The 24,327-nt window shown below is 65.9% G+C and carries 23 protein-coding genes and 1 pseudogene; 10 read left to right on the top strand and 14 right to left on the bottom strand.

Features of this window, described 5'->3' with window-relative positions; all coding sequences use genetic code 11:
• Positions 1 to 44: 44 nt before the first annotated feature.
• A complete protein-coding gene (locus KIT53_RS06735; RefSeq protein WP_297749581.1) occupies positions 45 to 1,040 on the bottom strand; it encodes a tripartite tricarboxylate transporter substrate binding protein in 996 nt (331 codons plus the stop codon).
• 49 nt (positions 1,041 to 1,089) lie between these two features.
• Positions 1,090 to 1,407: an NIPSNAP family protein gene (locus KIT53_RS06730; protein WP_297749578.1), complete on the bottom strand. Its 318-nt coding sequence runs from the start codon at positions 1,405 to 1,407 to the stop codon at positions 1,090 to 1,092.
• 115 nt (positions 1,408 to 1,522) lie between these two features.
• On the opposite strand from KIT53_RS06730, the gene KIT53_RS06725 reads away from it, so the two are divergent.
• From KIT53_RS06725 to KIT53_RS06705, 5 genes are read left to right on the top strand one after another with little or no spacing between them, the layout of a single operon-like run.
• Complete coding sequence (locus tag KIT53_RS06725; protein WP_297749574.1) at positions 1,523 to 2,215, top strand: nitroreductase; 693 nt, start codon at positions 1,523 to 1,525, stop codon at positions 2,213 to 2,215.
• Positions 2,216 to 2,225: 10 nt separating this feature from the next.
• A complete protein-coding gene (locus KIT53_RS06720) occupies positions 2,226 to 3,410 on the top strand; it encodes a thiolase family protein (RefSeq protein WP_297749571.1) in 1,185 nt (394 codons plus the stop codon).
• Complete coding sequence (locus KIT53_RS06715; protein ID WP_297749568.1) at positions 3,407 to 3,817, top strand: OB-fold domain-containing protein; 411 nt, start codon at positions 3,407 to 3,409, stop codon at positions 3,815 to 3,817. Before KIT53_RS06720 ends, KIT53_RS06715 begins: the two co-directional genes overlap by 4 nt.
• A 27-nt stretch (positions 3,818 to 3,844) precedes the next feature.
• Positions 3,845 to 4,813: a tripartite tricarboxylate transporter substrate binding protein gene (locus tag KIT53_RS06710; protein ID WP_297749565.1), complete on the top strand. Its 969-nt coding sequence runs from the start codon at positions 3,845 to 3,847 to the stop codon at positions 4,811 to 4,813.
• A 49-nt stretch (positions 4,814 to 4,862) separates the two neighbouring features.
• On the top strand, positions 4,863 to 5,432 hold the full coding sequence (locus tag KIT53_RS06705) for a nuclear transport factor 2 family protein (protein WP_297749562.1): 570 nt from the start codon (positions 4,863 to 4,865) through the stop codon (positions 5,430 to 5,432).
• A gap of 12 nt (positions 5,433 to 5,444) precedes the next feature.
• Here KIT53_RS06705 and KIT53_RS06700 read toward each other — a convergent pair whose 3' ends face one another.
• The 5 genes from KIT53_RS06700 to KIT53_RS06680 all read right to left on the bottom strand — a co-directional run bounded on the left by KIT53_RS06700 (position 5,445) and on the right by KIT53_RS06680 (position 12,992).
• Positions 5,445 to 6,593 (bottom strand): aminotransferase class V-fold PLP-dependent enzyme, encoded by a 1,149-nt coding sequence (locus tag KIT53_RS06700; protein ID WP_297749559.1) that lies wholly within the window; start codon positions 6,591 to 6,593, stop codon positions 5,445 to 5,447.
• A gap of 75 nt (positions 6,594 to 6,668) precedes the next feature.
• Complete coding sequence (locus KIT53_RS06695; RefSeq protein ID WP_297749556.1) at positions 6,669 to 8,339, bottom strand: Na/Pi cotransporter family protein; 1,671 nt, start codon at positions 8,337 to 8,339, stop codon at positions 6,669 to 6,671.
• A gap of 70 nt (positions 8,340 to 8,409) precedes the next feature.
• Complete coding sequence (lspA, locus tag KIT53_RS06690) at positions 8,410 to 8,925, bottom strand: signal peptidase II (RefSeq protein ID WP_297749553.1); 516 nt, start codon at positions 8,923 to 8,925, stop codon at positions 8,410 to 8,412.
• A 2-nt stretch (positions 8,926 to 8,927) separates the two neighbouring features.
• The gene (gene ileS / locus KIT53_RS06685) at positions 8,928 to 11,795 is read right to left on the bottom strand and encodes an isoleucine--tRNA ligase (protein WP_297749550.1); all 2,868 of its coding nucleotides are present in this window, start codon (positions 11,793 to 11,795) and stop codon (positions 8,928 to 8,930) included.
• 117 nt (positions 11,796 to 11,912) lie between these two features.
• A complete protein-coding gene (locus KIT53_RS06680; protein WP_297749547.1) occupies positions 11,913 to 12,992 on the bottom strand; it encodes a bifunctional riboflavin kinase/FAD synthetase in 1,080 nt (359 codons plus the stop codon).
• Between the two features lie 146 nt (positions 12,993 to 13,138).
• Here KIT53_RS06680 and KIT53_RS06675 point away from each other — a divergent pair, with 146 nt between their 5' ends.
• The gene (locus tag KIT53_RS06675) at positions 13,139 to 13,696 is read left to right on the top strand and encodes an HNH endonuclease (protein WP_297749545.1); all 558 of its coding nucleotides are present in this window, start codon (positions 13,139 to 13,141) and stop codon (positions 13,694 to 13,696) included.
• 22 nt (positions 13,697 to 13,718) lie between these two features.
• On the opposite strand, the gene KIT53_RS06670 is transcribed toward KIT53_RS06675, so the two are convergent.
• From KIT53_RS06670 to KIT53_RS06660, 3 genes and pseudogenes are all read right to left on the bottom strand, one after another.
• Positions 13,719 to 14,837, bottom strand: coding sequence for an acyl-CoA dehydrogenase family protein (locus KIT53_RS06670; RefSeq protein ID WP_297749542.1), 1,119 nt, complete (start codon positions 14,835 to 14,837; stop codon positions 13,719 to 13,721).
• Positions 14,838 to 14,847: 10 nt separating this feature from the next.
• Positions 14,848 to 16,029, bottom strand: coding sequence for an acyl-CoA dehydrogenase family protein (locus tag KIT53_RS06665; RefSeq protein ID WP_297749538.1), 1,182 nt, complete (start codon positions 16,027 to 16,029; stop codon positions 14,848 to 14,850).
• Between the two features lie 90 nt (positions 16,030 to 16,119).
• Positions 16,120 to 16,826, bottom strand: a pseudogene (locus KIT53_RS06660) (YceH family protein).
• 26 nt (positions 16,827 to 16,852) lie between these two features.
• Between KIT53_RS06660 and purN the strand changes: the two are divergent.
• Positions 16,853 to 17,446 carry a phosphoribosylglycinamide formyltransferase gene (gene purN, locus KIT53_RS06655; protein WP_297749534.1) on the top strand — a complete coding sequence of 198 codons (594 nt, stop codon included), beginning with the start codon at positions 16,853 to 16,855 and terminating at the stop codon, positions 17,444 to 17,446.
• Between the two features lie 24 nt (positions 17,447 to 17,470).
• Here the strand turns inward: purN and KIT53_RS06650 are convergent, their stop codons facing one another.
• On the bottom strand, positions 17,471 to 19,090 hold the full coding sequence (locus tag KIT53_RS06650; protein ID WP_297749531.1) for a peptide chain release factor 3: 1,620 nt from the start codon (positions 19,088 to 19,090) through the stop codon (positions 17,471 to 17,473).
• 34 nt (positions 19,091 to 19,124) lie between these two features.
• On the opposite strand from KIT53_RS06650, the gene KIT53_RS06645 reads away from it, so the two are divergent.
• Positions 19,125 to 20,393 carry an RsmB/NOP family class I SAM-dependent RNA methyltransferase gene (locus KIT53_RS06645; protein ID WP_297749658.1) on the top strand — a complete coding sequence of 423 codons (1,269 nt, stop codon included), beginning with the start codon at positions 19,125 to 19,127 and terminating at the stop codon, positions 20,391 to 20,393.
• A 163-nt stretch (positions 20,394 to 20,556) separates the two neighbouring features.
• Positions 20,557 to 21,783, top strand: coding sequence for a fatty acid desaturase (locus KIT53_RS06640; protein WP_297749528.1), 1,227 nt, complete (start codon positions 20,557 to 20,559; stop codon positions 21,781 to 21,783).
• Positions 21,784 to 21,915: 132 nt separating this feature from the next.
• Here KIT53_RS06640 and rpmG read toward each other — a convergent pair whose 3' ends face one another.
• From rpmG to trxB, 3 genes are all read right to left on the bottom strand, one after another.
• Complete coding sequence (gene rpmG / locus KIT53_RS06635; protein WP_066268084.1) at positions 21,916 to 22,086, bottom strand: 50S ribosomal protein L33; 171 nt, start codon at positions 22,084 to 22,086, stop codon at positions 21,916 to 21,918.
• A 12-nt stretch (positions 22,087 to 22,098) separates the two neighbouring features.
• Entirely contained in the window at positions 22,099 to 22,332 is a 234-nt protein-coding gene (rpmB, locus tag KIT53_RS06630) for a 50S ribosomal protein L28 (RefSeq protein WP_056269541.1), read from the bottom strand.
• A gap of 206 nt (positions 22,333 to 22,538) precedes the next feature.
• The gene (gene trxB / locus KIT53_RS06625) at positions 22,539 to 23,486 is read right to left on the bottom strand and encodes a thioredoxin-disulfide reductase (RefSeq protein ID WP_297749522.1); all 948 of its coding nucleotides are present in this window, start codon (positions 23,484 to 23,486) and stop codon (positions 22,539 to 22,541) included.
• A gap of 156 nt (positions 23,487 to 23,642) precedes the next feature.
• Here trxB and KIT53_RS06620 point away from each other — a divergent pair, with 156 nt between their 5' ends.
• The gene (locus KIT53_RS06620; RefSeq protein WP_297749519.1) at positions 23,643 to 24,317 is read left to right on the top strand and encodes a Crp/Fnr family transcriptional regulator; all 675 of its coding nucleotides are present in this window, start codon (positions 23,643 to 23,645) and stop codon (positions 24,315 to 24,317) included.
• Positions 24,318 to 24,327 lie beyond the last annotated feature (10 nt).

The following is a 24,327-nucleotide window of genomic DNA, read 5'->3' as shown; positions in this document are numbered from 1 at the left end:
GCAGATCTGCCAGCCCGCCGGCTGGCGATCTGTCTGGTCGCTTCTTACTGCGGCTGGATGCCCTTGGCCTTGATCAGCGCCTGGAAGCGTGCGGCCTCTTTGTCCACCAGGGCGCGGAACTCCGCCGGCGTGCTGCTCTGCGGCTCGTTGCCCGTGGCCGAGAGGGCTTCGCGCAGCGCCGGCATGGCCAGCACGGTTTTCATGGCATCGGCCAGTTTGTTGACCACAGGGCTCGGCGTGCCGGGCGGCGCTACCAGACCGAAGAAGACATCGGTGGTCATGGACGGCAGGCCCAGCTCGGCCATGGTGGGCGTGTCCGGCAGGGACTTCTCGCGGCGCGAACCGGTCACGGCCAACGCATTGAGCTTGCCTGAGCGCGCCAGCGCCAGGTTGGAGGACAGGGCATCGAAGAAAAAGTTGATCTGTCCACCCATGACGGCGCTGGCCGACTCGGCACCGCCCTTGTACGGCACGTGCAGGGCGTCGAAGCCTGCTTCGGTCTTGAGCAGCTCGGCCAGCAGGTGCAGGCTGCCGTTCACGCCGTTGGAGCCGAAGCTCAGTTTGCCCGGGTTGGCCTTGCCATAGGCGATGAGCTGCTTGAGGTCCTTGAAGTCGGGCGATGCCATCAGCACGAAGGACGAGGTCGTGGCCAGGCTCACCGGGATCAGCGTCTTCACGTCGTAGCCGGGCTCCTTGTACAGGAAGGGCGAGATCGCCATCACGCTGTTGCCCACCCACACCAGCGTGTGGCCGTCGGCCGGCGAGCGCACAGTCTGCTGCACCGAGATCGTGCCCGAGGCCCCGGGGCGGTTCTCGATCACCACCGGCTGCCCAAGCACCTTGGCCAGTTCCGTGCCCACCAGGCGCGCAGTGATGTCGGTCGAGCCGCCGGCTCCCGCGCCCACCAGGATGCGGATGGGTTTGTTGGGGAACACCTCCTGCGCGCGCAGCGCGGGGGCCATGCCCAGCGCGGCGGCGCCCAGGCCCGCGGCCAGCACCATGCGGCGGTTCGGTGTGGTCTTGGGGTCTTGTCGTGTCATGCGTGTCTCCAGTGTGGGTGGTGATGAAGGATCGGGAACGGCCGGGCCGTTACCGAATGGGGGAAAACGATGTCGGCACCAGCAGGCGGTTGCTCATCGACTCGATCATGGGCCGGATGCGCGTCAGGTAGCTCTGCCAGCGAGGGTCCGCCGCCAGTGCCGCGCGGCGGCGCATGCGGTCCTCGAAGCTGTCGTAGCCCCACAGGTGGACCATGCTGTTGAGGCCGCCGACTTCGGTGTGGAAGTAACCCAGCAGGCGGCCCAGCGTGTCGCGCTGCACCGCCAGGCCTTCTGCCTCATAGAGCGCCAGGTACTCCTGCGGTCCCCAGGGCATGCGCAGCAGGTAGCAGCGTTCTTCGACGATCATGGCTGTGCCTTTCGATGGCCCCGTACGGCGGCAGGTGCAGATTGACAGAGATTGGAGGGTGCATTATATTGGTCTAACCATTAGACATCAAGAGACCCACCTTCGCATGGATCGCATGAACCCCTCCGCCACTGGCGAAGCCGCCGCGCTCGACAAGCTCCTGTCCGAACGGCACAGTTGCCGCGCCTTCCTCCCGCAGGCCGTGGATGTGGCCGTGCAGAAGAGCTTTCTGGCGATGGCGCAGAAAGCCTCGTCCTGGTGCAATTCACAGGCCTGGCAGGTCGCCATTGCCTCAGGCGCGGCGGTGGAGCGTTTCCGCGAAGCGATGTACAACGCCGCGCGCGACGGCACGCAACGCGGTGCCGACTTCCCCTTTCCCAAGGAATACACCGGGCCTTATCTCGCTCGCCGCCGCGAATGCGGCTTCCAGCTTTACAACGCGGTGGGCGTGGAGCGCGGTGACAAGGCCGGTGGCGCTCGCCAAGCCTTGGAGAACTTCCGCCTGTTCGGTGCGCCGCACGTGGCCATCCTGACCAGCGATCCGGGGCTGGATGTGTACGGTGCCGTCGACGTGGGTGGCTACGTGCAGGTGCTGCTGCTGGCCATGCAGGCGCATGGCGTCGCCGCCATTCCACAGGCCGCGCTGGCCTCGCACAGCGCACTGGCCAAGTCGCTGCTGGGCATAGACCCCGCGCGCAAGGTGGTCTGCGGCATCTCCTTCGGCTACGAGGACACCAGCCACCCGGCCAACAGCTACCGCACCAGCCGTGCAGGCCTGGACGAGGTGGTGACCTGGGTCAACGACTGAGGTTCCGGCGATGAACTTCCTGCAGCGGCGCGAGCTGGCCATCGTCGGGTACGCCGAGACCAAGCTGGTGCGCCACAGCGGCCGCAGCGCGCTCTCGCTGGCCGGTGAGGCGGTGGCCGCGCTGCTGGCGAAAACCGGCATCGAACGCCACCAGATCGACGGCTTCGCCACCACGCTGGCGATGTCGGAAGCGGGCAATCCTTTCTACAGCAACCTGCTGGCCGAAGGCCTGGGCCTGTCGGTGTCCTGGTGCCAGTCCACCGACATCGGCGGTGCTTCCTCGGGGGGCAACCTCATTCGCGCGGGCATGGCCATCGAGGCCGGGCAGTGCGAGATCGTGCTCTGCCTGGCGGCCGACGCCGTGTCCACCCAGGACCGCACCGTGCAGTCGGGCCATCGCACCGAGTTCTGCGATCCCGCCGGTTACGCGGGGCCGCTGAGCGCGTTCGCGCTGCTGAGTTCGGTGTACGACCAGCGCCATGGCCTGCCGCACGAGGCTCTGGCGCGGCTGGCCGTGACGCAGCGGCGTGGCGCGCTGCTCAACGACAACGCCTGCGAAGTGCTGCGCAAACCGCTGACCGAACGCGACTACCTGGAATCGAAGATCGTCTCCGACCCGCTGCGCATCCTGGACTGCGTGATGCGCTGCGACGGCGCCAGCGCGGTGCTGGTGATGTCCACGCGCAAGGCACGTGAACTGGGCTTCGAGCACATGGTGCACCCCATCGCGTATGCCGAGCGCATCAACTTCGACCCCCGGGAAGAGCAGGGCGCGGACCTCTTGCGCAGCGGCTTCAACGAGGTCGGCCCACGTGCTTTCAAGGCCGCCGGCATGACGCCGCGCGACGTGCACATGCTGCACTGGTACGACGACTTTCTCATCGCGCTCATCCTGCAACTGGAGCAGACCGGTTTCTGCGGGCCGGGCGAGGGCGGCGACTTCGTGCTCTCGCACGACATGGCCTACGACGGCGAACTGCCACTGAACACCGGAGGCGGCCAGATATCCGCCGGCCAGCCCGGCCTGGCCGGTGGCGGCGTGAACCTGGTGGAATGCCTGCGCCAGATGTTCGGCGAGGCCGGCGCGCGCCAGGTGAAGCGCCACGGCAACGCCATGCTCAGCGGCATTGGCGTGATTCCCTACGCCCGCAACTGGGGCACGAGCAGCGTGATGCTGCTGGAGCGTGGATCTTGAACCCGCAGCACATCGACACCAGCGACGTGGCCGAACCGTTCTGGCAAGGCGTGCGCGAGCGCCGCCTGATGCTGCAAGTGGACGCCGCGAGCGGCCGCGCACAGTTCTACCCCCGCCCGCTGAGCCTCTACAGCGAGGCCGGCGTGCAATGGCGCCAGGCCAGCGGGCGCGGCAGCATTCTGGCGCTCACCCAAAGCCGCGTGGCACCGCCCGCGCTGGCCGAGCGGGTGCCGTACGCGCTGGCGCTGGTGCAACTGGAGGAGGGGCCGCGCATGCTGGCGCGTGTGCTCGCGCCTTGCGAACAACTGGCCATCGGCCAGGCGGTGGAGATCACCTGGGAGGAGGACGGCCAGGCGCTGTCCTTTCCCGCATTCCGACCAGTCGGCGGCAGCGCCGGCCCACTTTGAAGCTCAAGTCAAACACAGGAGACAAGCATGATTTCCCGACGCCATCTGCTGGGCGCATCCGCCCTTTCGACCCTGCCTCTGGGTGCCGCCTGGGGGCAGGGCTTTCCCAGCAAGCAGGTCCATCTGGTCGTGCCCTTCGCCGCAGGCGGCACCGGTGACGTGCTTTGCCGCAACCTCCAGGAGCCGCTGCAGCGGCTCCTGGGCCAGCCCATCGTGGTGGAGAACCGCCTGGGCGCGGGCGGTACCGTGGGGACCCAGTACGTCAAGAACGCCGCACCCGACGGCCATACGCTGCTGCAGGTCGGCAACTCCACGGTGACCACCGCGCTCATGCGCAAGAACGCCGGCTACGACCCGATCAAGGACTTCGCCTCGGTGGCCCTGGTCGCCACCACGCCCATGGTGCTGCTCACCAACCCGGTCATCCCCGCCAACAACGTGGCCGAACTGATCGCCTACGCCAAGGCACGCCCGCGCGGTCTGGAATACGCCTCGGCCGGTCGCGGCTCGCTGGGCCACCTCACCAACGAACTGTTCAACCAGATGGCCGGCCTGGAGATGGTCTACGTGCCCTACCAGGGCTCGTCTCAGGCCACCAATGCCGCGCTGACCGGCGAGGTGAAGATGGTCATCACCACGCCATCCGACGCCATCAACGGGCTGGTGGCCACCGGTCGCCTGAAGATGCTGGGCGTGACCTCTCCGCAGCGCAGCCCGCTGCTGCCCAATATCCCCGCCATCGCGGAAACGCTGCCGGGTTTCAACGTGCTGGCCTGGTTTGGCCTGGCCGCACCGGCCGGTACACCGGCCGACGTGCTGGCACGCCTCAATGGCGCGGTGAACCAGGCCGTGTCCGAACCAGCCTTGCAGACCAAGCTGGCCGGCCTGGGAATGACGCCCAAGCCCAGCCCAGCGAAGGCGTTTGCCGACATGTGGGCCAACGACCAGACGATCTGGACGAAGGTGATGCAGCAGGCCAACCTGCAACCGGAGTGAGCCACTTCTCGCGCCCCATGGGCGCACGCATGGACCAAGAAGCTTCTCAATGAACAACGATTACTCACCTGAACGCATCGCGGACCGGATGCAGATCCAGGACTGCATGTACCGCTGGTGCCGCAGCGTGGACCGGCTGGACTTCGAGCTGATGAAGACCGCGTTCCACCCGGATGCGGTGGACATCCACGGCGCCTACAACGGCGGCGTGGACGGCCTGATGGACTGGATCCGCAACCGGCACCGTGACATCCCGTTCTCCATGCACGCCGTGAGCAACATGCTGATCGAATTCGCCGGCCCCGATCTGGCGCTGGTCGAGAGCTATGTGCGCACCACGCAGCGGTACCCGAAAGAGGCCGCGCAGGCGCTGGCCCAGCTCGCGGGAGGCAAAGCGCCCGACGGCGCCATGGACCTGCTGACCAGCTCGCGCTACGTGGACCGCTTCGAGCGGCGCAACGGCGAGTGGCGCATTCTCAAACGCACCCTGGTGGCCGACTGGAAGCAGGTGGTGCCGGTGCCGCCCGACGCGCCCAAGCCGGTGCCGGGCTGGGAGTCCGGGCAGCGCAACCAGGAAGACTTCGTGTTCCGGGAGCGCAAGGCGCTGGGCCTGGCCTGAGGCCTACGGCGTTCAGGCTGGCTGTGCCACCCCGGGCGCGACCTCGGCCAGTGCGCGCTCCAGGTGCCGCAGCGTGCCGGGCACGTCGTGCCACTTGTCCAGCCCGAACAGCCCGATGCGGAAGGTCTTGAAGTCCGCACCCTCGTCGCACTGCAGCGGCACGCCGGCGGCCGTCTGCAAGCCGGCGGCGAGAAACTTCTTGCTGGACTGGATGTCCGCATCCGTGGTGTAGCTCACCACCACACCCGGGGCCTGGAAGCCTTTGGCGGCCACGCTGGGAAAACCGTGGCGTTCCAGCAGCGCGCGGACCTGGCCTCCCAGGGCGATCTGCTCCTGGCGCACCCGTTCGAAGCCATAGGCCTCGGTTTCCTTCATGGTGTCGCGCAGCCGCTGCAGGGCATCGGTGGGCAGGGTGCTGTGGTAGGCATGGCCGCCACCTTCGTAGGTCTCCATGATCTGCAGCCACTTCTTCAGGTCCATGGCGAAGGTGGTGCTCTGGGTGGCGTCGATGGCGGCGCGGGCGCGTTCGCTGAGCATGACCATGGCGCAGCACGGCGAGCTGCTCCAGCCCTTCTGCGGTGCGCTGATGAGAATGTCCACACCGGTGGCCTGCATGTCCACCCACATGGCGCCGGATGCGATGCAGTCCAGCACGAAGAGTCCGCCGACCGCATGCACGGCATCGGCCACGGCACGCAGGTAGTCGTCAGGCAGCATCATGCCGGCAGCGGTCTCCACGTGCGGCGCGAACACCAGCGCAGGTTTTTCACGGGCGATGGTTTCCACCACCTCCGCGATGGGAGCGGGCGTCCATGGGGCCTGGGCGGATGTGCCCGCGCGGCGCGCCTTCATGACGGTGTGGCTGGAGGGTATGGCGCCCATGTCGAAGATCTGCGTCCAGCGGTAGCTGAACCAGCCGTTGCGGATCACCAGCACGTGCTTGCCGTGGGCGAACTGGCGCGCCACCGACTCCATGCCGAAAGTGCCGCTGCCGGGTACCAGCACGGCCGAGCGCGCGCCGTAGACGCGCTTGAGCATGGTGGAGATGTCGGTCATCACGCCTTGAAAGCGGCGCGACATGTGGTTGAGTGCGCGGTCGGTGTAGACGACCGAGAATTCGAGCAGGCCGTCGGGATCGACGTGGGGCAGCAGTCCGGGCATGGTGGTCTCCTGTGGCTTGGCGCGTCCCTCGGGACGGCCCGCCAGGGTAGCACAGGGGCTGTGCCGCGGTCCCGCTCAGGGGTGATCGCCGCCCGCCACCGGACCTGCGGCCTGGGCACGCAGCCGGCTGGGCGCCAGCACGCCGGCGGAGTCCAGGATGGGGTAGGCGATGGAGCAGATGTGCGAGTTGATCCGCTTGAGGTCGCTGATCAGGTCCAGGTGCAGCGCGCTCGTGTCTATGCTCTGCGGACTCTTGTCCGAAAGACGGTCCAGGTGGGTGGCCGCGTACTCGCGCTCCATGTCCCGGAACCGCACCTTTTCCTCCAGAAGCCGCTGAGCGTCGCGCACGTTGCCGTTGAGGAAGACGCTCATGCCCAGGCGCAGGTTGTCGATCAGGCGTGTGTGCAGCTCGGTGATCTCGGCCATGCCGGCCTCGGAAAAATCCCGGCCTTTGCGGATCTTCTTGTCCTCGATGTCCAGCAGCACGCGCTCGACGGTGTCGCCGATCTGCTCCATGTTGATGGTGAAGCTGATGATGTCCGTCCAGCGCCGGCTCTCTTCTTCGCTGAGCTGCTGGCGCGAGATCTTGGTGAGGTAGTACTTGATCGACGAGTACAGGCCGTCGACCGTGTCGTCGAGCTTGCGCAGGTCCTGCGAGAGCTTGGCGTCGTTGTTGCGGATCACCGTGACCACGCCACGCAGCATGGTCTCCACCACGTCGGCCTGGTGCATGGCCTCGCGCGCCGCGCAGGAGATGGCCAGAGAAGGCGTGGCCAGCGCGGAGGGGTCGAGGTGGTTGGGCCGGTCCAGCGGGCCGCCACCCGGCTGCAACGGCAGGAGGCGGTTCACCAGCGCCGCCACGGGGCGGGTCAGGCCGATGAACACCAGGCCCACCATCAGGTTGAAGCTCAGGTGGAACAGCACCGTGAGCGTGGCCGGGTCCTGTATGAGGGGCTGCACCAGCCGCAGCCAGAACGGGATCAGCAGCGGCGCGACGAGCACGCCCAGCAACTTGAACAGCAGGTTGCCCAGTGGCACCTGCCGCGTGGCCAGGCCCGAGCGCGCGGTGGTGATGACCGCGAGCATGCCGCTGCCCAGGTTGGCGCCGAGCACCAGACCCAGCGCCACGTCCAGCCCCACCACCTGCAGCGCCAGCGTGGCCGACAACAGCACCACCGCCAGGCTTGAGTAGGACAGCACCGCCAGCGTGGCGCCCACCAGGATTTCCAGCAGCAGATCGCTGCCGAGCGACTCCAGCATGAATTGCACCGCGGGGTTCTGCGTCAGCACACTGGTGGACACCGAGACCAGGCGCAGCGCCAGCAGCATCAACCCCAGGCCGATCAGCACGCGGCCGACATCGCCCACCTGCGTGCCCTGGCGCGAGATGAAGAGCGTGACACCGATGAAGATGAACAGCGGTGAGAGCCAGGAGAGGTCGAAATGGAAGACCACCGCCATCAAGCTGGTGCCTATGTCCGCCCCCAGCATCACCGCGAGGGCTGCCGGCAGGGCGATCAGGCCGCGGCCGACGAACGAGCCCGTGATCAGCGCGGTGGCGGTGCTGGACTGCACCAGGGCGGTCACGCCCAGGCCCGAGAGGGCGGCGGCGAACCGGTTGCCCGTGCTGGTGGCCAGGATCTGGCGCAGGTTGCTGCCGAAGACGCGCAGCACGCCGGTTCGCACCAGATGCGTGCCCCACACCAGCAAGGCCACGGCGGCCAGGAGATCCAGAAGATGCTTCATGAGCCTCGAAACTATACGCGCGGCGCGTGGGCCTCGCAGGCCTCGCGGACCCACGGGGTCCGCCAGGGTTTCAGCGGCGGTTGCGGCGCACGCGCAGGATCTCGTCCAGGATCAACGCCGCCGCGCCAACGGAGATGCCCACGTCCGCGAGGTTGAACGACGGAAAGTGCCCGCCGGGGAACATGCCGGCCAGGAATGGCCAGTGGAAGTCCAGCCAGTCCACCACGTAGCCGTGCCAGAGGCGGTCGATCACGTTGCCCAGCGCACCGCCCAGGATGCAGGCGAGTGCGAAGCCAAACAGCTTCTGCCCTGAGTGTGAGCGCAGCATCCAGACGATGAAGACCGCAGCCCCCACGCCCACGGCGGTGAAGAACCAGCGTTGCCAGCCCCCGGCCCCGGCCAGGAAGGAGAAAGCCGCGCCGGTGTTGTGCACGCGCACGACGTTGAAGAAGCCGGTGACGTAGGTGCTGTCGCCGAGCTGGTAGGTGGCCAGGATGATCTGCTTGCTGAGCTGGTCGGCCAGCAGCACCAGCGCCGCCAGGGCGAGCCAGGGCCAGAGGCGTCCGGAGTTGGCGGTGCCGTCCATGCTCAGGCCACGGCACGGGTTTCACCCGCGCCAAACAGGTTGCTGGTGCAGCGGCCGCACAGCGTCGGATGCGCCGCGTCCTGGCCCACCTCTTCGCGGTAGTGCCAGCAGCGCTCGCACTTGGGGGCGGTGGCAGGAGTGACCTGCACGGCCAGCGTATCGCCGCCCGCCTGCAGCTCCACGGCGGAGACGATGAGCACGAACTTGAGGTCCTCGCCCAGGCTGGCCAGCAGCGCATGGTCTTCCGGTGGCGCGCTCAGTCGCACCGTGGCCTGCAGGGATGAACCCACCTGGCCCGTGCCGCGCACCGTCTCGATTTCCTTGTTGACCAGCTCGCGGACCTCGCAGATGCGCGCCCATTTCGCCAGCAGAGCCTCGTTGGGACTGGGCAGTTCGGCGAAGGTCTCGAAGAAGATCGAGCCCTGGTTGCGCGCACCCGCGATGACCGGCCAGGCTTCCTCGGCGGTGAAGCTCAGGAAGGGCGCCATCCAGCGTAGCATGGCATGGGTGATCTGGTGCAGCGCGGTCTGCGCGCTGCGCCGTGCCAGGCTGCCGGGGGCCGTGGTGTAGAGCCGGTCCTTGAGCACGTCGAGGTAGAACGCGCCCAGGTCCTCCGAGCAGTACACCTGCAGCTTGGCCACCACCGGGTGGAACTCGTAGACCTTGTAGTGGGCCAGGATCTCGGCCTGGAACTCGGCGGCGCGCGCCAGGGCGTAGCGGTCGATCTCCAGCATCTGGTCGTGCGGAACCGCATCTTTCTCGGCATCGAAGTCGCTGATGTTGGCCAGCAGGAAGCGCAGCGTGTTGCGGATGCGCCGGTAGGCATCGACCACGCGCGCGAGGATCTTGTCGTCACCGGCGATGTCGCCCGAGTAGTCGCTGGCGGCCACCCACAGGCGGATGATCTCGGCGCCGAGCTTCTTCGTCACGTCCTGCGGGTCGATGCCGTTGCCCAGGGACTTGCTCATCTTGCGGCCCTGGCTGTCCACGGTGAAGCCGTGCGTGAGCAGGCCGCGGTAGGGCGCGCGGTCGTGCAGCGCGCAGCCCAGGAGCAGCGAGGAGTGGAACCAGCCGCGGTGCTGGTCGTGGCCTTCGAGGTACAGGTCGGCCTCCGGGCCCTCCTGGTGGAAAGCGCCGTTGGCATAGGCCGTGGCGTGGCTGCCGCGCAGCACATGCTCGAAGGTCGAGCCCGAGTCGAACCAGACCTCCAGTATGTCCTGGCTCTTGGTGTAGCTGGGTGCATCCTGCGGGCCGAGAATCTCCTCGGCGGTCACGCGGCTCCAGGCCTCGATGCCGCCCTTCTCCACGATGTCGGCCGCCTGGTCGAGGATCTCCATGGTGCGCGGGTGCAGTTCGCCGCTGTCCTTGTGCAGGAAGAAGGGGATGGGCACGCCCCAGCTGCGCTGGCGCGAGATGCACCAGTCGGGGCGGTTGGCGATCATGTCGTGCAGGCGCGCCTTGCCGTTCTCGGGGAAGAAGTGGGTGTGCTCGATCGCCTCCAGCGCGGTCTGGCGCAGCGTGCGCGGCGCCTTGTCCTTGGTGAAGACACCTTCGCCTTCGTCCATGCGGATGAACCACTGCGCGGCCGCGCGGTAGATCACCGGCGTCTTGTGGCGCCAGCAGTGCGGGTAGCTGTGGGTGATGCCCTGGGTGGCCAGCAGGCGGCCGGCGGCCTTGAGCGCGGCCAGGATGGTGGGCACGGCTTTCCAGATGTGCAGCCCGCCGAACAGCGGGAAGTCGGCCGCATAGGTGCCATTGCCCTGCACCGGGTTGAGGATCTGGTCGTAGGCCAGACCATTGGCCACGCAGGAGTTGAAGTCGTCCAGGCCATAGGCCGGCGCGGAATGCACGATGCCGGTGCCGTCGCTGTCGCTCACGTAGTCGGCCAGGTACATCGGTGACAGGCGCCGGTAGCCGGCATCGGCGTCGTACAGCGGGTGGCGGAAGTTCAGGCCGCGCAGCACTTCGCCCTTGGCGGTGGCCAGGACGCGGCCTTCGAGCTGGAAGCGCTCCAGGCATTTGTCCACCAGCGACTCGGCCAGCAGCAGCACGCCCCGCGGCGTGTCCACCAATGCGTAGGACAGCTCCGGGTGGGCGTTGAGCGCCTGGTTGGCCGGGATGGTCCAGGCCGTGGTGGTCCAGATCACGGCGAAGGCGCTGCGCCCTTCGGGCAAGCCCTGCAGGCCGAAGGCGGCGGCCAGCCGGGCGCCGTCGTCGGTTTCGAATGCCACGTCCAGTGTGTCGCTCTTCTTGTCCGCGTACTCGATCTCGAATTCGGCCAGCGAGGAGCCGCAGTCGAAACACCAATAGACCGGCTTGAGGCCGCGGTAGACGAAGCCGCGCTCGATCACGCGCTTGAAGGCGCGTATTTCGCCCGCCTCGTTGGCGAAATCCATCGTGCGGTAGGGGCGCTCCCAGTCACCCAGAATGCCCAGGCGCTTGAAGTCCTCGCGCTGCAGGCCGATCTGTTCCGTCGCATAGGCGCGGCTCCTGGCCTGCATGTCGTCGCGGCTGAGATTGCGGCCGTGCTTCTTCTCGATCGCGTTCTCGATCGGCAGGCCATGGCAGTCCCAGCCGGGGATGTACTGGGCGTCGAAGCCGGCCAGTTGGCGGCTCTTGACGATCATGTCCTTGAGCACCTTGTTGACCGCATGGCCCATGTGGATCTGGCCATTGGCGTACGGCGGGCCGTCGTGCAGCACGAACAGCGGGGCGCCGGCACGTGCCACGCGCAGGCGCTGGTACAGGCCCTCGCCGTTCCAGGCCGCCACCCAGCCCGGCTCGCGCTTGGGCAGGTCGCCGCGCATGGGGAAGGGCGTGTCGGGCAGGTTGAGGGTGCTGCGGTAGTCGGTGGTCGTATCGTCGGACATTGGGGGTGTTTCCGATGTGTCTTCGACAAGCTCAGCCCGGACGGGCAAGGCGGGAAGGAAGAATGAAACCCGTTCGCCCTGAGCCTGTCGAGGGGCGGCGACCGGACGCGAGCACCGTTAAATTCGGTCGCGCGTGGTCTGCCGGTGGGTCTGGGTGTGCAGCGAGGCGAAGAACGCACGCGCGTCGTCGCAGTCCTTGGCGATGCCACGGGTCAGGGCATCGAGACTGTCGTACTTGAGCTCGTCGTGCAGTTTGTGCAGGAGTTCCACGCGCACGATTTTACCGTAGGCCTCCCCGCCAGGCAGGCTGGCGGCCAGTTCTGCCGGCCACTCCAGGCAATGGGTCTCCAGCAGCACCCGTCCGCCGTTGACGTCGTTCGGATCCAGCGAAGGCCGCACGCCCAGGTTGGCCACGCCAGGCAGGGGTGGCGAGTCCGCCTGCGGGCCCAGGCCATGCACCTGGACGGCGAAGATGCCGCTGGCCGCCGGCTTCCAATGGGAAAACCGCAGGTTGATGGTGCGAAAACCGTCGCCCTTGCCCGGGCTGCTCTCGGCCAGTTGGCGACCCAGCTTGCGCCCGTGCACCACGTGGCCGCTGATGCTGTAGGGGCGCCCCAGCAGCGCCTTGACGTCGTCCATGCGGCCCGCGCCCAGGGCCTCGCGCACCGCCGAACTGGATACCCGCAGGCCATGCACCTCATAGCTCTGCATGCGGGCCACGTCGAAGCCCAGGCGGGCGCCGGCCTCGTCGAGCATGGCGTAGTCGCCCGCGCGCCGGGCGCCGAAGCGGAAGTCGTCGCCGACGAGCACGTACCTGACGCCCAGCTTGCGCTGAAGGATGTCCTGGATGAAGGCCTCCGGCGCGAGATTGGCCAGACGGGCGTTGAACGGCATCACCACGCAGTGGTCCACACCGCAGCGCGCCAGCTCTTCGAGCTTGTCACGCAGGGTGGCCACGCGTGCCGGCGCCAGTTCGGGTTTCTGGTGCAGGGCGGCGAAGTAGTCGCGCGGATGTGGCTCGAAGGTCATCACGCAGCTGGGCAGACCGCGGTGGTGGGCTTCGTTGTTGAGCAGGGCCAGCATGGCCTGGTGGCCACGGTGCACGCCGTCGAAGTTGCCGATGGTCAGCGCACAGCCCCGGGTGGGAAAGGCTTCGGCGCCATCAGGGAGGCTGTGCAGGCCGCGAAAGATCTTCATGCCGGGAATTCATGGCCTCACGGCCGTTTCTTGAAAGCTTGCTATATTGGCACACGATCATATGCGCCGCCGGCCTCGCCTGCTGGCGCCGGACGGCTCTCCGGAGCCGCCCTTCCTGCTGACTTGTTCACGTGAAGGAGCCCGTCTTGAAGGTCTTGAAGCTCTCCGCCCAGGGTCTGCCGCAGTCCTGGATCAGCCTCGAGGAAGCCGTGCTGCACTACGCGGCCGACGAGGTGCGCTGGGAGATGGGTGCCGAGATCGCGGTGTTCCACGGGGGGCACAACGCAATCACCGGGCGCCAGTCCATCATCACGGTCAATTCCATCATCGGCACCCAGGGTGTGCCACGCATCAACCCCTTCGATCTGCGGCCCACGCTGACCAACAGCAAGCTGTTTGCTCGCGATCGCAACGTGTGCGCCTACTGTGGTGACCACTTCCACGAGGACGAGCTCACCCGTGAGCACATCGTGCCGCTCGGGCAGAACGGGCGCGACATGTGGATGAACGTGGTGACGGCCTGCCGGTCCTGCAACCACCGCAAGGGCAACCGCACGCCTGAGCAGGCGCACATGGACCTGCTCTATGCCCCCTACGTGCCCAGCCTGTGGGAAGACTTCATCCTGCGCAACCGCCGCATCCTGGCGGACCAGATGGAGTTCCTGATGTCCCACCTGCCCAAGACCTCCCGCCTGCACGCCTGAGAGGTCCAGGCCGGGCGGGGCTTCAGGAGAAAACGCCCGCGGTGTCCTGCATCCTTGCGGACACTTCGCCCAGGTGGTGAAGCGTGTCTCCAAAGCCCATTTCCAGCTGGGTGAGGCGCTTGAAGTAGTGGCTGACGATGTATTCGTCCGTCACGCCGATGCCGCCGTGCAGTTGAACCGCCTGCTGCCCCACGAAGCGCATGGACTGGCCGAGTTGCACTTTGGCGCGCGCCATGGCGGCGCGGCGCTCGGGCGCCGGGCTGTTGAGCTTGAGGCTGGCGTAGTAGCTCATGGAGCGCGCCAGTTCCAGCTGCATCTTCATGTCGGCCACGCGGTGGCGAAGCGCCTGGAAGCTGGCAATCGCCACGCCGAATTGCTTGCGCGTGTTCATGTACTCCACGGTCACGGCCAGGGTCCTGTCCATGGCGCCTACCGCTTCGGCGCAGGCGGCGGCCACGCCGATGTCAGCGCCGTGCTCCAGCGCCGCCAGGCCGTCGGTGGTGATGAGCCGGGCGGGCGCGTCCTTGAGCACCACATCGCCGGCCCGGCTACCGTCCTGCGTCAGGTGCCCGGTGGTGGCAACGCCGCGCGCACCACGCTCCACGAGAAACAGCGCCAGCCGGCCATCGGCCTGGGCGGGCACGACGAAGGCGTCGGCCTGATCGGCCACGGGGACGAGGTTCTTGGTGCCGGACAGGTGCCAGCCGCCGTTGGCGGAAGGCGTTGCGGTGGCGCTGCAGGCGTCCAGCCGGTAGCGGGCGCCACGTTCCTGGTGGGCAAGCACCACCACCGCCTGTCCTGATGCCATGCGCGGCAGCCAGTCCTTCTGCAGTTCTGCGGGCGCCCACGCGCCAAGCAGCGCGGAGGTCAGCAATGTCTGCGCCAGGGGTTCGAGCACGATGCCTTGGCCCAGTTCTTCCAGCACCACCATGCCTTCCACCGGGCCCATGCCCAATCCTCCATGCGCCTCGCTCACATAGAGACCCGTCAGCCCAAGTTCAGCGAGTTCACCGTAGGCCGCGCGGTCGAAGCCGCCTGCCGCCACGATGGCGCGCCGACGCTCGAAGCCGTAGCCTTTTTCCACCCATTTCTGGACCGCGTCGCGCAGGGCAACCTGGTCATCGGAAAAGTCGAAGTCCATCTGTGTCTCCTCAGCCGAGCACCGTCTGCGCGACGATATTGCGTTGCACTTCGTTGCTGCCACCGTAGATGGTGGTCTTGCGCATGTTGAAGTAGGTGGAAGCCAGCGGCGCATTGGCCGCCACACCGCCGGGGAAGTTGCCCTGCCAGCCGGCTTCCATGGCCTCTTCGATGAAGGGCAGGCTGTAGGGACCGGCGGCCAGCATCATCAGCTCGCTGTAGCGCTGCTGGATTTCACTGCCGCGGATCTTGAGCAGGCCGGCGATGTCCAGGGGGTTCTTGCCGGACTTCTCGGCCGAGAGCACACGCAGCACCAGCATTTCCAGCGCCACCACGTCCACCTCCAGCAGCGCGATCTGGTCGCGAAAGCGCAGGTCGTCCCACACGCCTTCGGTCTTGGCGATGCGCTTGAGCCGCTCCAGCTCGCGCTTGGCGCGGTTCACGTCAGCTATGTTGGTGCGCTCATGGCTGAGCAGGTGCTTGGCATAGGTCCAGCCCTTGTTTTCCTCGCCGATCAGATTCTCGGCAGGCACCTCGACGTTGTCGAACCAGACCTCGTTGACTTCGCATTCACCGTCCAGCAGCTTGATGGGGCGCACCGTGACCCCGGGCGACTTCATGTCGATCAGGAGGAAAGAGATGCCGGTCTGCGGCTTGCCTTCGTTGCTGGTGCGCACGAGGCAGAAGATCCACTCGCCGTACTGGCCCAGTGTGGTCCAGGTCTTCTGGCCATTGACGATGTACTTGTCGCCCTGGCGTTCGGCCCGGGTCTTGACCGACGCCAGATCCGAGCCGGAACCCGGTTCGCTGTAGCCCTGGCTCCACCACACCTCGCCGCTGGCAATACCCGGGAGAAAGCGCTCCTGTTGTGCCTTGTTGCCGAAGGCCATGATCACCGGTGCGACCATCACCGGGCCGAAAGGCACCACGCGCGGCGCACCTGCCAGCGCGCATTCTTCTTCGAACAGGTGCTTCTGCACCGCGTTCCATCCGGGGCCACCGAAGGCCTTGGGCCAGCCCCAGCCCAGCCAGCCCTGCTTGCCCAGTATCTTGGCCCAGCGCTGCATGTCGTCGCGGGTGAGGCGCAGGGCGTTGTGGACCTTGTGCGATATCTCGGGCGGCAGATGCGCTTTGACCCAGGTGCGGATGTCTTCACGGAACGCCTGTTCTTCAGGCGTGAAAGCCAGGTCCATGGGATGTCTCCTGAGGGCCGCATCGCGGAGACGCGGCGGTTGAACTGCAATGATGGGCTTAGTTTCGCACGACCGTTCGTTTTCAGTCTGTCAGGGCTGCGACAAGCCGAGTTGTTCGTGCAGGCTCCGACATTGCGCCTGCAGCGTGGCGACCGTGTCCTCCAGCGCCGCGACCCGGCGTGTGAGGGCGATCAACTCATCGTCGGTCGCGCTGGCGCGGGCGGTCGGCGGGGCGGTGGCCTCCATGTCCACGGGGCCTGTGAGCAAGTGCGCCCAGCGCTGCTCGCGCGCGCCGGGCGCGCGCGGCAGCTTGACCACCAAGGGCCCGCCCTTGTCCTCACTGCGCTCCTGCATTTCCTCCAGGAAACCATCGACCGAGGCGATGTCGAGGAAGCGGTACCAGCGTTCGGTGTTCAGTCGCAGCTCACCGGCGGTCTGCGGACCGCGCAGCATGAGCATGCCCAGCAGCACGGCGGATTGCTCCGGCACGCCCACGGCGCGCAGGAGGTTGTGCTCGAAACGGGTCACGCGGTTGCCGCTGCTCTCCAGCACCAGATGCTGCGCAGCAGGGTATCCAGTGCGTCCAGGACTTGCGCCTCGGCCAGGTTCATGACCGGCTCCCGACTGGACTTCTGGTTGCAGCCGGTGACCAGCGCATTGAGCGACATCGGGTAGCTGTCGGGAACGGTTCGGGCTTTTTCCATGAGGGTGCCGAGCACCCGTGCCTCCACCAGGGTGAGCGGGCGCTGGCTGAAGTCGTGGCCGCGGGGGCGGCCGGCGGCGGAGGGGGTCTGCAGGTCTGAGGTCATTACACTTCCCGGCCATGTCTGGCGTGAACAAAAACATCGTGATTCTGATCTCTGGCAGCGGTTCCAACATGGCTGCCATCGTCGAGGCGGCCAGGGTACGCCGCTGGCAGGCCCGGTTTGGTGCGCGCATCGCGGCCGTGGTGAGCAACAAGGCCGCAGCCCCCGGCCTGGCCTGGGCGAGAGAGCAGGGCGTCGACACCGCCGTGCTGGACCATGCGGCCTATGGCAGCCGCGAAGCTTTCGATGCCGCCCTGATGGTCGAGATCGACCGTTTCACGCCGACGCTCGTGGTTTTGGCCGGTTTCATGCGCATCCTCACGCCCGGCTTCGTCAGGCACTATGCGGGCCGCATCGTCAACATCCATCCGAGCCTGTTGCCCGCCTTTACGGGCCTGAAAACGCACCAGCGCGCCATCGATATGGGGTGCCGCTTCGCTGGCGCCACGGTGCACCGCGTCACCGACGAACTGGACCATGGGGAAATCCTGGAGCAGGCGGTGGTGCCGGTGTTGCGCGGCGATACCGCCGAGACGCTGGCGGCGCGCGTGCTCACGCAGGAGCACGTCATCTACCCTCGGGCCATTGAAGCGTTGCTGCAGACGGCCTGATCCCTGCGAGCCCTCCGGGCGCGGTCACATCGATTTCGCAAACACCAGCCCTGCGTGCTCCCGCATGGCGTGGAACTTGATCTTTGGCCAGTTCGCCTCCACCGCGCGCAGCGTGGCCGCGTGATCGACGAGCAGCGTGGGCGCGTCCACGGCGTCCAGGGCCACGCGGTGGCTGTTGGCGTCGATGAAGCGCTTGAGTTCGATCTCACCGCCATCCTCCGGGGCGCAGGTCACCCAGCGCGCCACCTGGTAGGGGCTGTTCATGATGCGGGCCTTGACGCCGTATTCGTGTTCCAGCCGGTGGGCAACCACTTCGAACTGCAGTTGACCGACGGCGCCCAGCAGCAGCACCGAGCCAGCCACGGGACGGAACACCTGGATCGCGCCCTCTTCGCCCAACTGGGTCAAGCCGGCGCGCAGTTGCTTGCTGCGCAGCGGATCGGCGACCTCCACGCTGCGGATGATCTCGGGTGCGAAGAAAGGCAGGCCGGTGAACTGGAGGTTCTCTCCCTCGGTGAGGGTGTCCCCCAACTGCAGCACGCCATGGTTGGGGATCCCGATGATGTCGCCGGCAAAGGCCTCGTCGAGAAGTTCGCGCCGTTGCGACAGAAAACTCACCACGGTGTTGGGCCGCAGGTCCTTGCCGGAACGCACCACGCGCAATTTCATGCCGCGTTCGAAGTGGCCGCTGGCCATGCGCACGAAGGCAATGCGGTCGCGGTGCGCGGGGTCCATGTTGGCCTGGATCTTGAACACCACGCCGGTGAACTTCGGCTCCTCGGGTTTGACCGTGCGTTGAAGGGCGGGTCGTTCGCCCGGCGGCGGTGCCAGATCCACCAAGGCATCGAGCACCTCGCGCACGCCGAAGTTGTTCACGGCGGAGCCAAACAGCATGGGCGTTTGTTGTCCTGCCAGGAACTGGGCCTCTTCAAACGCCGGTGAAGCGCCCGCCACCAGTTCCAGTTCGTCGCGGGCCTGTTCGAACTCGGCACCAAATCGCTTGAGGCTTTCCGGGTTGTCCAGACCCACCAGAACCTCCTCGTCGCCGCCGCGGCGATCCTCGCCGGCGGCGAACACGCGCATCTGATCGGTCCGGCGGTCGAACACGCCGCGGAAGGTCTTGCCCATGCCCACTGGCCAGGTGAAAGGCACCACAGTCATGCCCAGCTCACGCTCGATCTCGTCCATGAGGTCCAGTGGCGCCTGGACTTCGCGGTCCATCTTGTTCACGAAGGTCAGGATGGGGGTGTTGCGCGCGCGGCAGACCTGCAGCAGGCGCCGCGTCTGCGGCTCCACGCCATTGCCCGCGTCGATCACCATCAGCGCTGCATCCACTGCCGTGAGCACGCGGTAGGTGTCTTCCGAAAAGTCCTGGTGGCCCGGCGTGTCCAGCAGGTTGATCACGCAGTCCCGGTACTCCATCTGCATGACCGACGAGGCCACCGAGATGCCGCGCTGCTTCTCGATTTCCATCCAGTCGCTGGTGGCATGGCGCGCGGCCTTGCGGGCCTTCACGCTGCCGGCGATGTTGATCGCACCAGAAAACAGCAGCAGCTTTTCGGTGAGGGTGGTCTTGCCCGCGTCGGGGTGGGAAATGATGGCGAAGGTGCGGCGCCGACGCACCTGTTCGGAGATTTCGGACATAGCCCACGATTATCCCCGGTGGACAATACGCCCCATGCATCCCAAAGCCCTTCTGGACGAAAGCGCCCGCCTGATCGAACAGGTGTTTCGCTTCGAACACCCGGCGGACGCCGTCGTGGCCCGCCATTTCCGCGAGAACCGGTCGCTGGGGCCGCGCGAACGCGCCACACTGTCCGACGCTGTCTACGCCATCCTGCGCGAGCGCCTGAAGCTTGAGTGGCTGGCCCGCTCGGGCAGTGGCTCGAAGTGGCGCAGGCTCGCCATCCTGGCTTTCCCGGGTGATCGCGACTTTCTCAAGAGCGCTCTGACCGAAGCTGAAAAAACCTGGCTCGACCACTGCGACAAGGTGGCCGCCGCCGACCTGTTGCCGCAACACCGGCACAACCTGCCGGACTGGTTGGCCCAGGCGCTGCGCGAGCAGGTGGGTGACGAGTTCGACAGCCTGGCCGCCAGTCTGAACCAGCCCGCCCCCTTGGACTTGCGCGTGAATGCGCTCAAATCCAAACGTGAGCCGGTGCTCGCTTCGCTTCGTCAGGCGGGACTGTCAGCAGAACCTACGCCTTACGCCCCGCTGGGCATTCGGTTGCAAGGCAAACCGTCCCTGGCCAAGGTGCCCGCCTTCGTGCAGGGTGAGGTGGAGGTTCAGGACGAGGGTTCCCAGCTGTTGGCCCTGTTGCTCGATGCCAGGCGCGGCGAGATGGTGGTGGATTTCTGCGCCGGCGCGGGAGGCAAGACCTTGGCCATCGGCGCTGCCATGCGCAACAGTGGCCGCCTTTACGCCTTCGACACCTCCGGTCACCGGCTGGATGCCCTCAAACCCCGTCTCGCGCGCAGCGGCCTGTCCAACGTACACCCGGTGGCGATCGCACACGAGCGCGACGACCGCATCAAGCGGCTGGCCGGCAAGATCGACCGGGTGCTGGTCGATGCCCCGTGTTCGGGATTGGGCACGCTGCGCCGCAACCCCGACCTGAAGTGGCGCGAGACGCCCGATACCGTGGCCGCCAAAGCGTTGCTGCAGCGGGCCATTCTGGACAGCGCGGTACGGCTGCTCAAGCCGGGCGGCAGGTTGGTGTATGCCACCTGCAGTCTGCTCCAGGTCGAGAATGAGGCCGTGGCCGACGCTTTTTCACTCAGCCGCCCAGACCTCGAACCCGTTCCGGCTCTCGGCCTCCTGAGTGATCTTCGTGTACCGGGTGCCGACGCGCTTTGCTCTGGAAACGCGGGTCAATGGCTGCGTTTATGGCCTCATCGGCATGCAACTGATGGCTTTTTTGCGGCTATCTGGCGGAAAAAAGCTTGAAATCGGGTGCTGCAGCCCGATCTGCATCCGTGTTTTCCACATGGTGCGCTTTCCGGGTTGGTGAATTGCACCCCAGACCTTAAAATTGGAACAACTCAGCCAGCTCCACGCCCGAGGCTGGCTTTTCGCTCTGGACGTTTTCGGGCGGTCCTTTAGGAATTCAATGGCTTCTTCCGTTTCCGATACGTTTCTGTCCTTGTGGGATGGGCTGGTTCAGCTCCTGAGCCAAGGCCTGACAGGGGCTTCCTGGTGGCAGGTGTTGTTGCTGGCGCTTGTGATGACGCATATCACCATCGCCAGCGTTACCATCTATCTGCACCGCCATTCGGCGCACCGCGCCTTGGACCTTCATCCGCTGGCCTCGCACTTTTTCCGCTTCTGGCTCTGGATGACCACCGGCATGGTCACCAAGGAGTGGACGGCCATCCACCGCAAGCACCACGCCAAGTGCGAGCACGAGGGTGACCCGCACAGCCCGCAAATCTTCGGCATCAAGAAGGTGTTCTGGGAGGGCGCCGAGCTCTACCGCACCGAAGCCAAGAACAGCGAGACCATGGAGCGCTACGGCCACAACACGCCGGACGACTGGATGGAGCGCAATGTCTATTCGCGCTTCTCGGCCCTGGGTGTGAGCCTCATGCTCATCATCGACGTGGTTCTTTTCGGGGCCCTGGGTCTTATGGTCTGGGCCATCCAGATGGCATGGATTCCGGTGACGGCCGCCGGCATCATCAACGGGATCGGCCACTGGTGGGGTTACCGCAATTTTGAAGCCGCAGACGCCAGCACCAACATCTCTCCGTGGGGGATCATCATCGGCGGCGAGGAACTGCACAACAACCACCACACCTACCCGACTTCGGCCAAGCTGTCGGTCAAGCCTTATGAGTTCGACATCGGCTGGATGTACATCAGCATCCTGCAAGCGGTCGGTCTGGCCAAAGTGAAGAAGGTGCCGCCCAAGATGGCTTTTGGAGCAGTGCGGCCTGTCGCAGACGAGAAGACGCTGGAGGCCATCATCGCCAACCGCTATGAGGTGATGGCTGGCTACGCCCGCGAATTGCGGGAAGCCTGCAAGACCGAAATTGCGACCCTCAAGGCCAAGCAGGCCGACGCTTCGGTCCTCAAGGCGGCCAAGCGCTGGCTGCACCGTGACGACGACAAGGTGCCTGTTGCCGTGCGACCGCAACTGGCCCAGGTTCGGGCAGAACACCCCGTGTTGGACAAGATGGTCACCATGCGGGAGGAGTTGCGTGCCTTGTGGTCCAGCACCAACGCGACCCGCGAGCAACTGGCCAGCGATCTGCAGGCTTGGTGCCGCCGCGCCGAGGAAAGCGGCATTGCCGCATTGCGCGATTTCTCGATTCGCTTGCGCTCTGCGCACGCTTGAAAGGGGCGGTCGTCCGGCAAGGCCGGCGCCGCTACGACCTGGGATCCAATGCAAAAAGCCCGCTGTGCAAACAGCGGGCTTTTTTGTTCCCCTTGAGGGGGTGATGCGCCGCAGGCGCGGCGCGGGGTGGGCTTACTTCAGCTTGATTTCCTTGTAGTCCACATGCTTGCGGGCCTTGGGATCAAACTTCTTGATCAGCATCTTGTCCGGCGTGGTCTTCTTGTTCTTGGTGGTGGTGTAGAAGTGACCGGTACCCGCCGTGGATTCCAGCTTGATCTTCTCGCGTGCGCCTTTGGTTGCCATGTTCTTGACTCCTTAAGCCTGGCCGCGTGCACGCAGGTCGGCGAGCACGGCGTCAATGCCATTCTTGTCGATCAGGCGCAGGGCTGCGCCGGAAACGCGCAGGCGCACCCAGCGGTTTTCGCTTTCGACCCAGAAACGGCGGTATTGCAGGTTCGGCAGGAACCGGCGCTTGGTTTTGTTGTTGGCGTGGGAAACGTTGTTCCCGACCATGGGCTTCTTGCCCGTGACGTCGCAGACGCGTGCCATGAGGACACTCCGATCTATTTCAAACAGCCGCCGGCCTGGGCCATGGTGATGGTCTCCATGGCGGCTCGACAGCCTCACCTCGCCAGTTGAGGGTGGCGGTAACCCCGATCTGCTTCTTTGCGCCCGCAAGACTGCCAGGCAAACTCAGCAAAGCCGTCGATTATAGCCTATCGATTCCCGGGAGCGAATTTTCGGTGAGCCGTTCGTCAGGCTGGGTTCTGTTCCAGGAAGCGTTGGGCGTCCAGCGCGGCCATGCAGCCGGTCCCCGCGCTGGTGATGGCCTGCCGGTAGACGTGATCCTGCACGTCGCCAGCGGCGAACACCCCGGGCACGCTGGTCATGGTGGCCATGCCGCCGAGGCCGGATCGGGTGACGATGTAGCCATCTTTCATCTCCAACTGGCCCTGGAATATCTCGGTGTTGGGTTGATGGCCGATGGCGATGAAGCAACCCTGGAGGAGGATGTCTTCGCTGGCACCCGTCTGGGTGTCCTTGAGCCGGATGCCGGTCACGCCGCTGGCGTCGCCGAGCACCTCGTCCAGGGTCTTGAAGAGCTTGAGCTCGATCTTGCCTTCCTGGACTTTCTCCATGACCTTGTCCACCAGAATGGGCTCGGCACGGAATTTGTCGCGGCGATGGACCAGATAGACCTTGCTGGCGATGTTGGAGAGGTACAGCGCTTCTTCGACCGCGGTGTTGCCGCCGCCGATCACGCAGGTGGTCTGGCCCCGATAGAAGAATCCGTCGCATGTGGCACAAGCGCTCACGCCTTTGCCCATGAAGGCTTCTTCCGAAGGCAGGCCCAGGTACTTGGCTGAGGCGCCTGTCGCGATGATGAGCGCGTCACAGGTGTAGGAGCCACTGTCGCCGGTGAGGGTGAACGGACGTTTGGAGAAGTCGACCTTGTTGATGTGGTCGAAGACGATCTCGGTCTTGAAGCGTTCGGCGTGCGCAAGGAAGCGCTGCATCAGCTCAGGCCCTTGCACGCCATCGGCGTCGGCGGGCCAGTTGTCCACCTCGGTGGTGGTCATGAGTTGCCCGCCTTGGGCGATGCCGGTGATGAGCACGGGATTGAGGTTGGCGCGTGCGGCATAGACAGCAGCGGTGTAGCCGGCAGGGCCCGAACCCAGGATGAGTACTTTCGCGTGTTTCATGATTCAAGCAGCCCGGTTCGGGAGCCAAGTGGTTTAGAGTAGACGGTGTTATGTGGGCTCAGGCAGCTGAAAATCCAGCACCGAAGCGGGCCCTGTGTGTGCAAGTCATTGTATGAAAGAGCGCCGTGGGCGCTGGTTGAACCAAGGAATACACGCATGTCGCTTCTGTCCAATCTCGACCTGATCCGCCGGGTTCCGCTCTTTTCCACTCTCACACAAGCGCAGGCCGAGGCGGTGGCTGACTCGGTGGTCAAGCGCCGCTTCAAGCGGGGTGAGTGCATCGTGGAACAAGGCAAGAAGTCCAACTGCCTGGCCATCGTGCTCACCGGGCGTGCGCGTGTGGTGACGACCGACTCTCGTGGCCGGGAGGTGATCCTGGCGACCATGAACCCAGGCGACTACGTGGGCGAGATGAGCCTTATCGACAACCAGCCGCACTCGGCCACCGTCAAGGCGGAGGTGCAGACGGACGTGCTCATTCTGGGGCGCACGGAGTTTGCCCGCTGCCTGCCCGAGAACACCTCGATGGCCTATGCGGTGATGAAGGGACTGGTGCAGCGTCTGCGCCATGCCGATCGCAAGATCGAGTCCCTGGCGCTGATGGACGTCTACGGGCGTGTGGCCCGAGCCCTGCTGGAGTTTGCGCGTCCGGACAAGGATGGCCAATTGGTCATCAAGGACCGTGTTTCGCGTCAGGATGTGGCCAAGATGATCGGTGCCTCGCGTGAAATGGTGAGCCGGGTCATGAAGGACCTGGAAGATCGTGGTTTCATCGAGCTCGCGGAGAACGGCAGCACCGTGATCAAGGAGCGCCTGACCTCTCTGGGCTGATAGAGACGGA

It is taken from the genome of Hydrogenophaga sp., assembly GCF_026125785.1.
Lineage (GTDB): Bacteria > Pseudomonadota > Gammaproteobacteria > Burkholderiales > Burkholderiaceae_C > Hydrogenophaga.
Note: the sequence above shows the minus strand (reverse complement) of the source record. Positions and strands in the feature narration are given on the sequence as shown.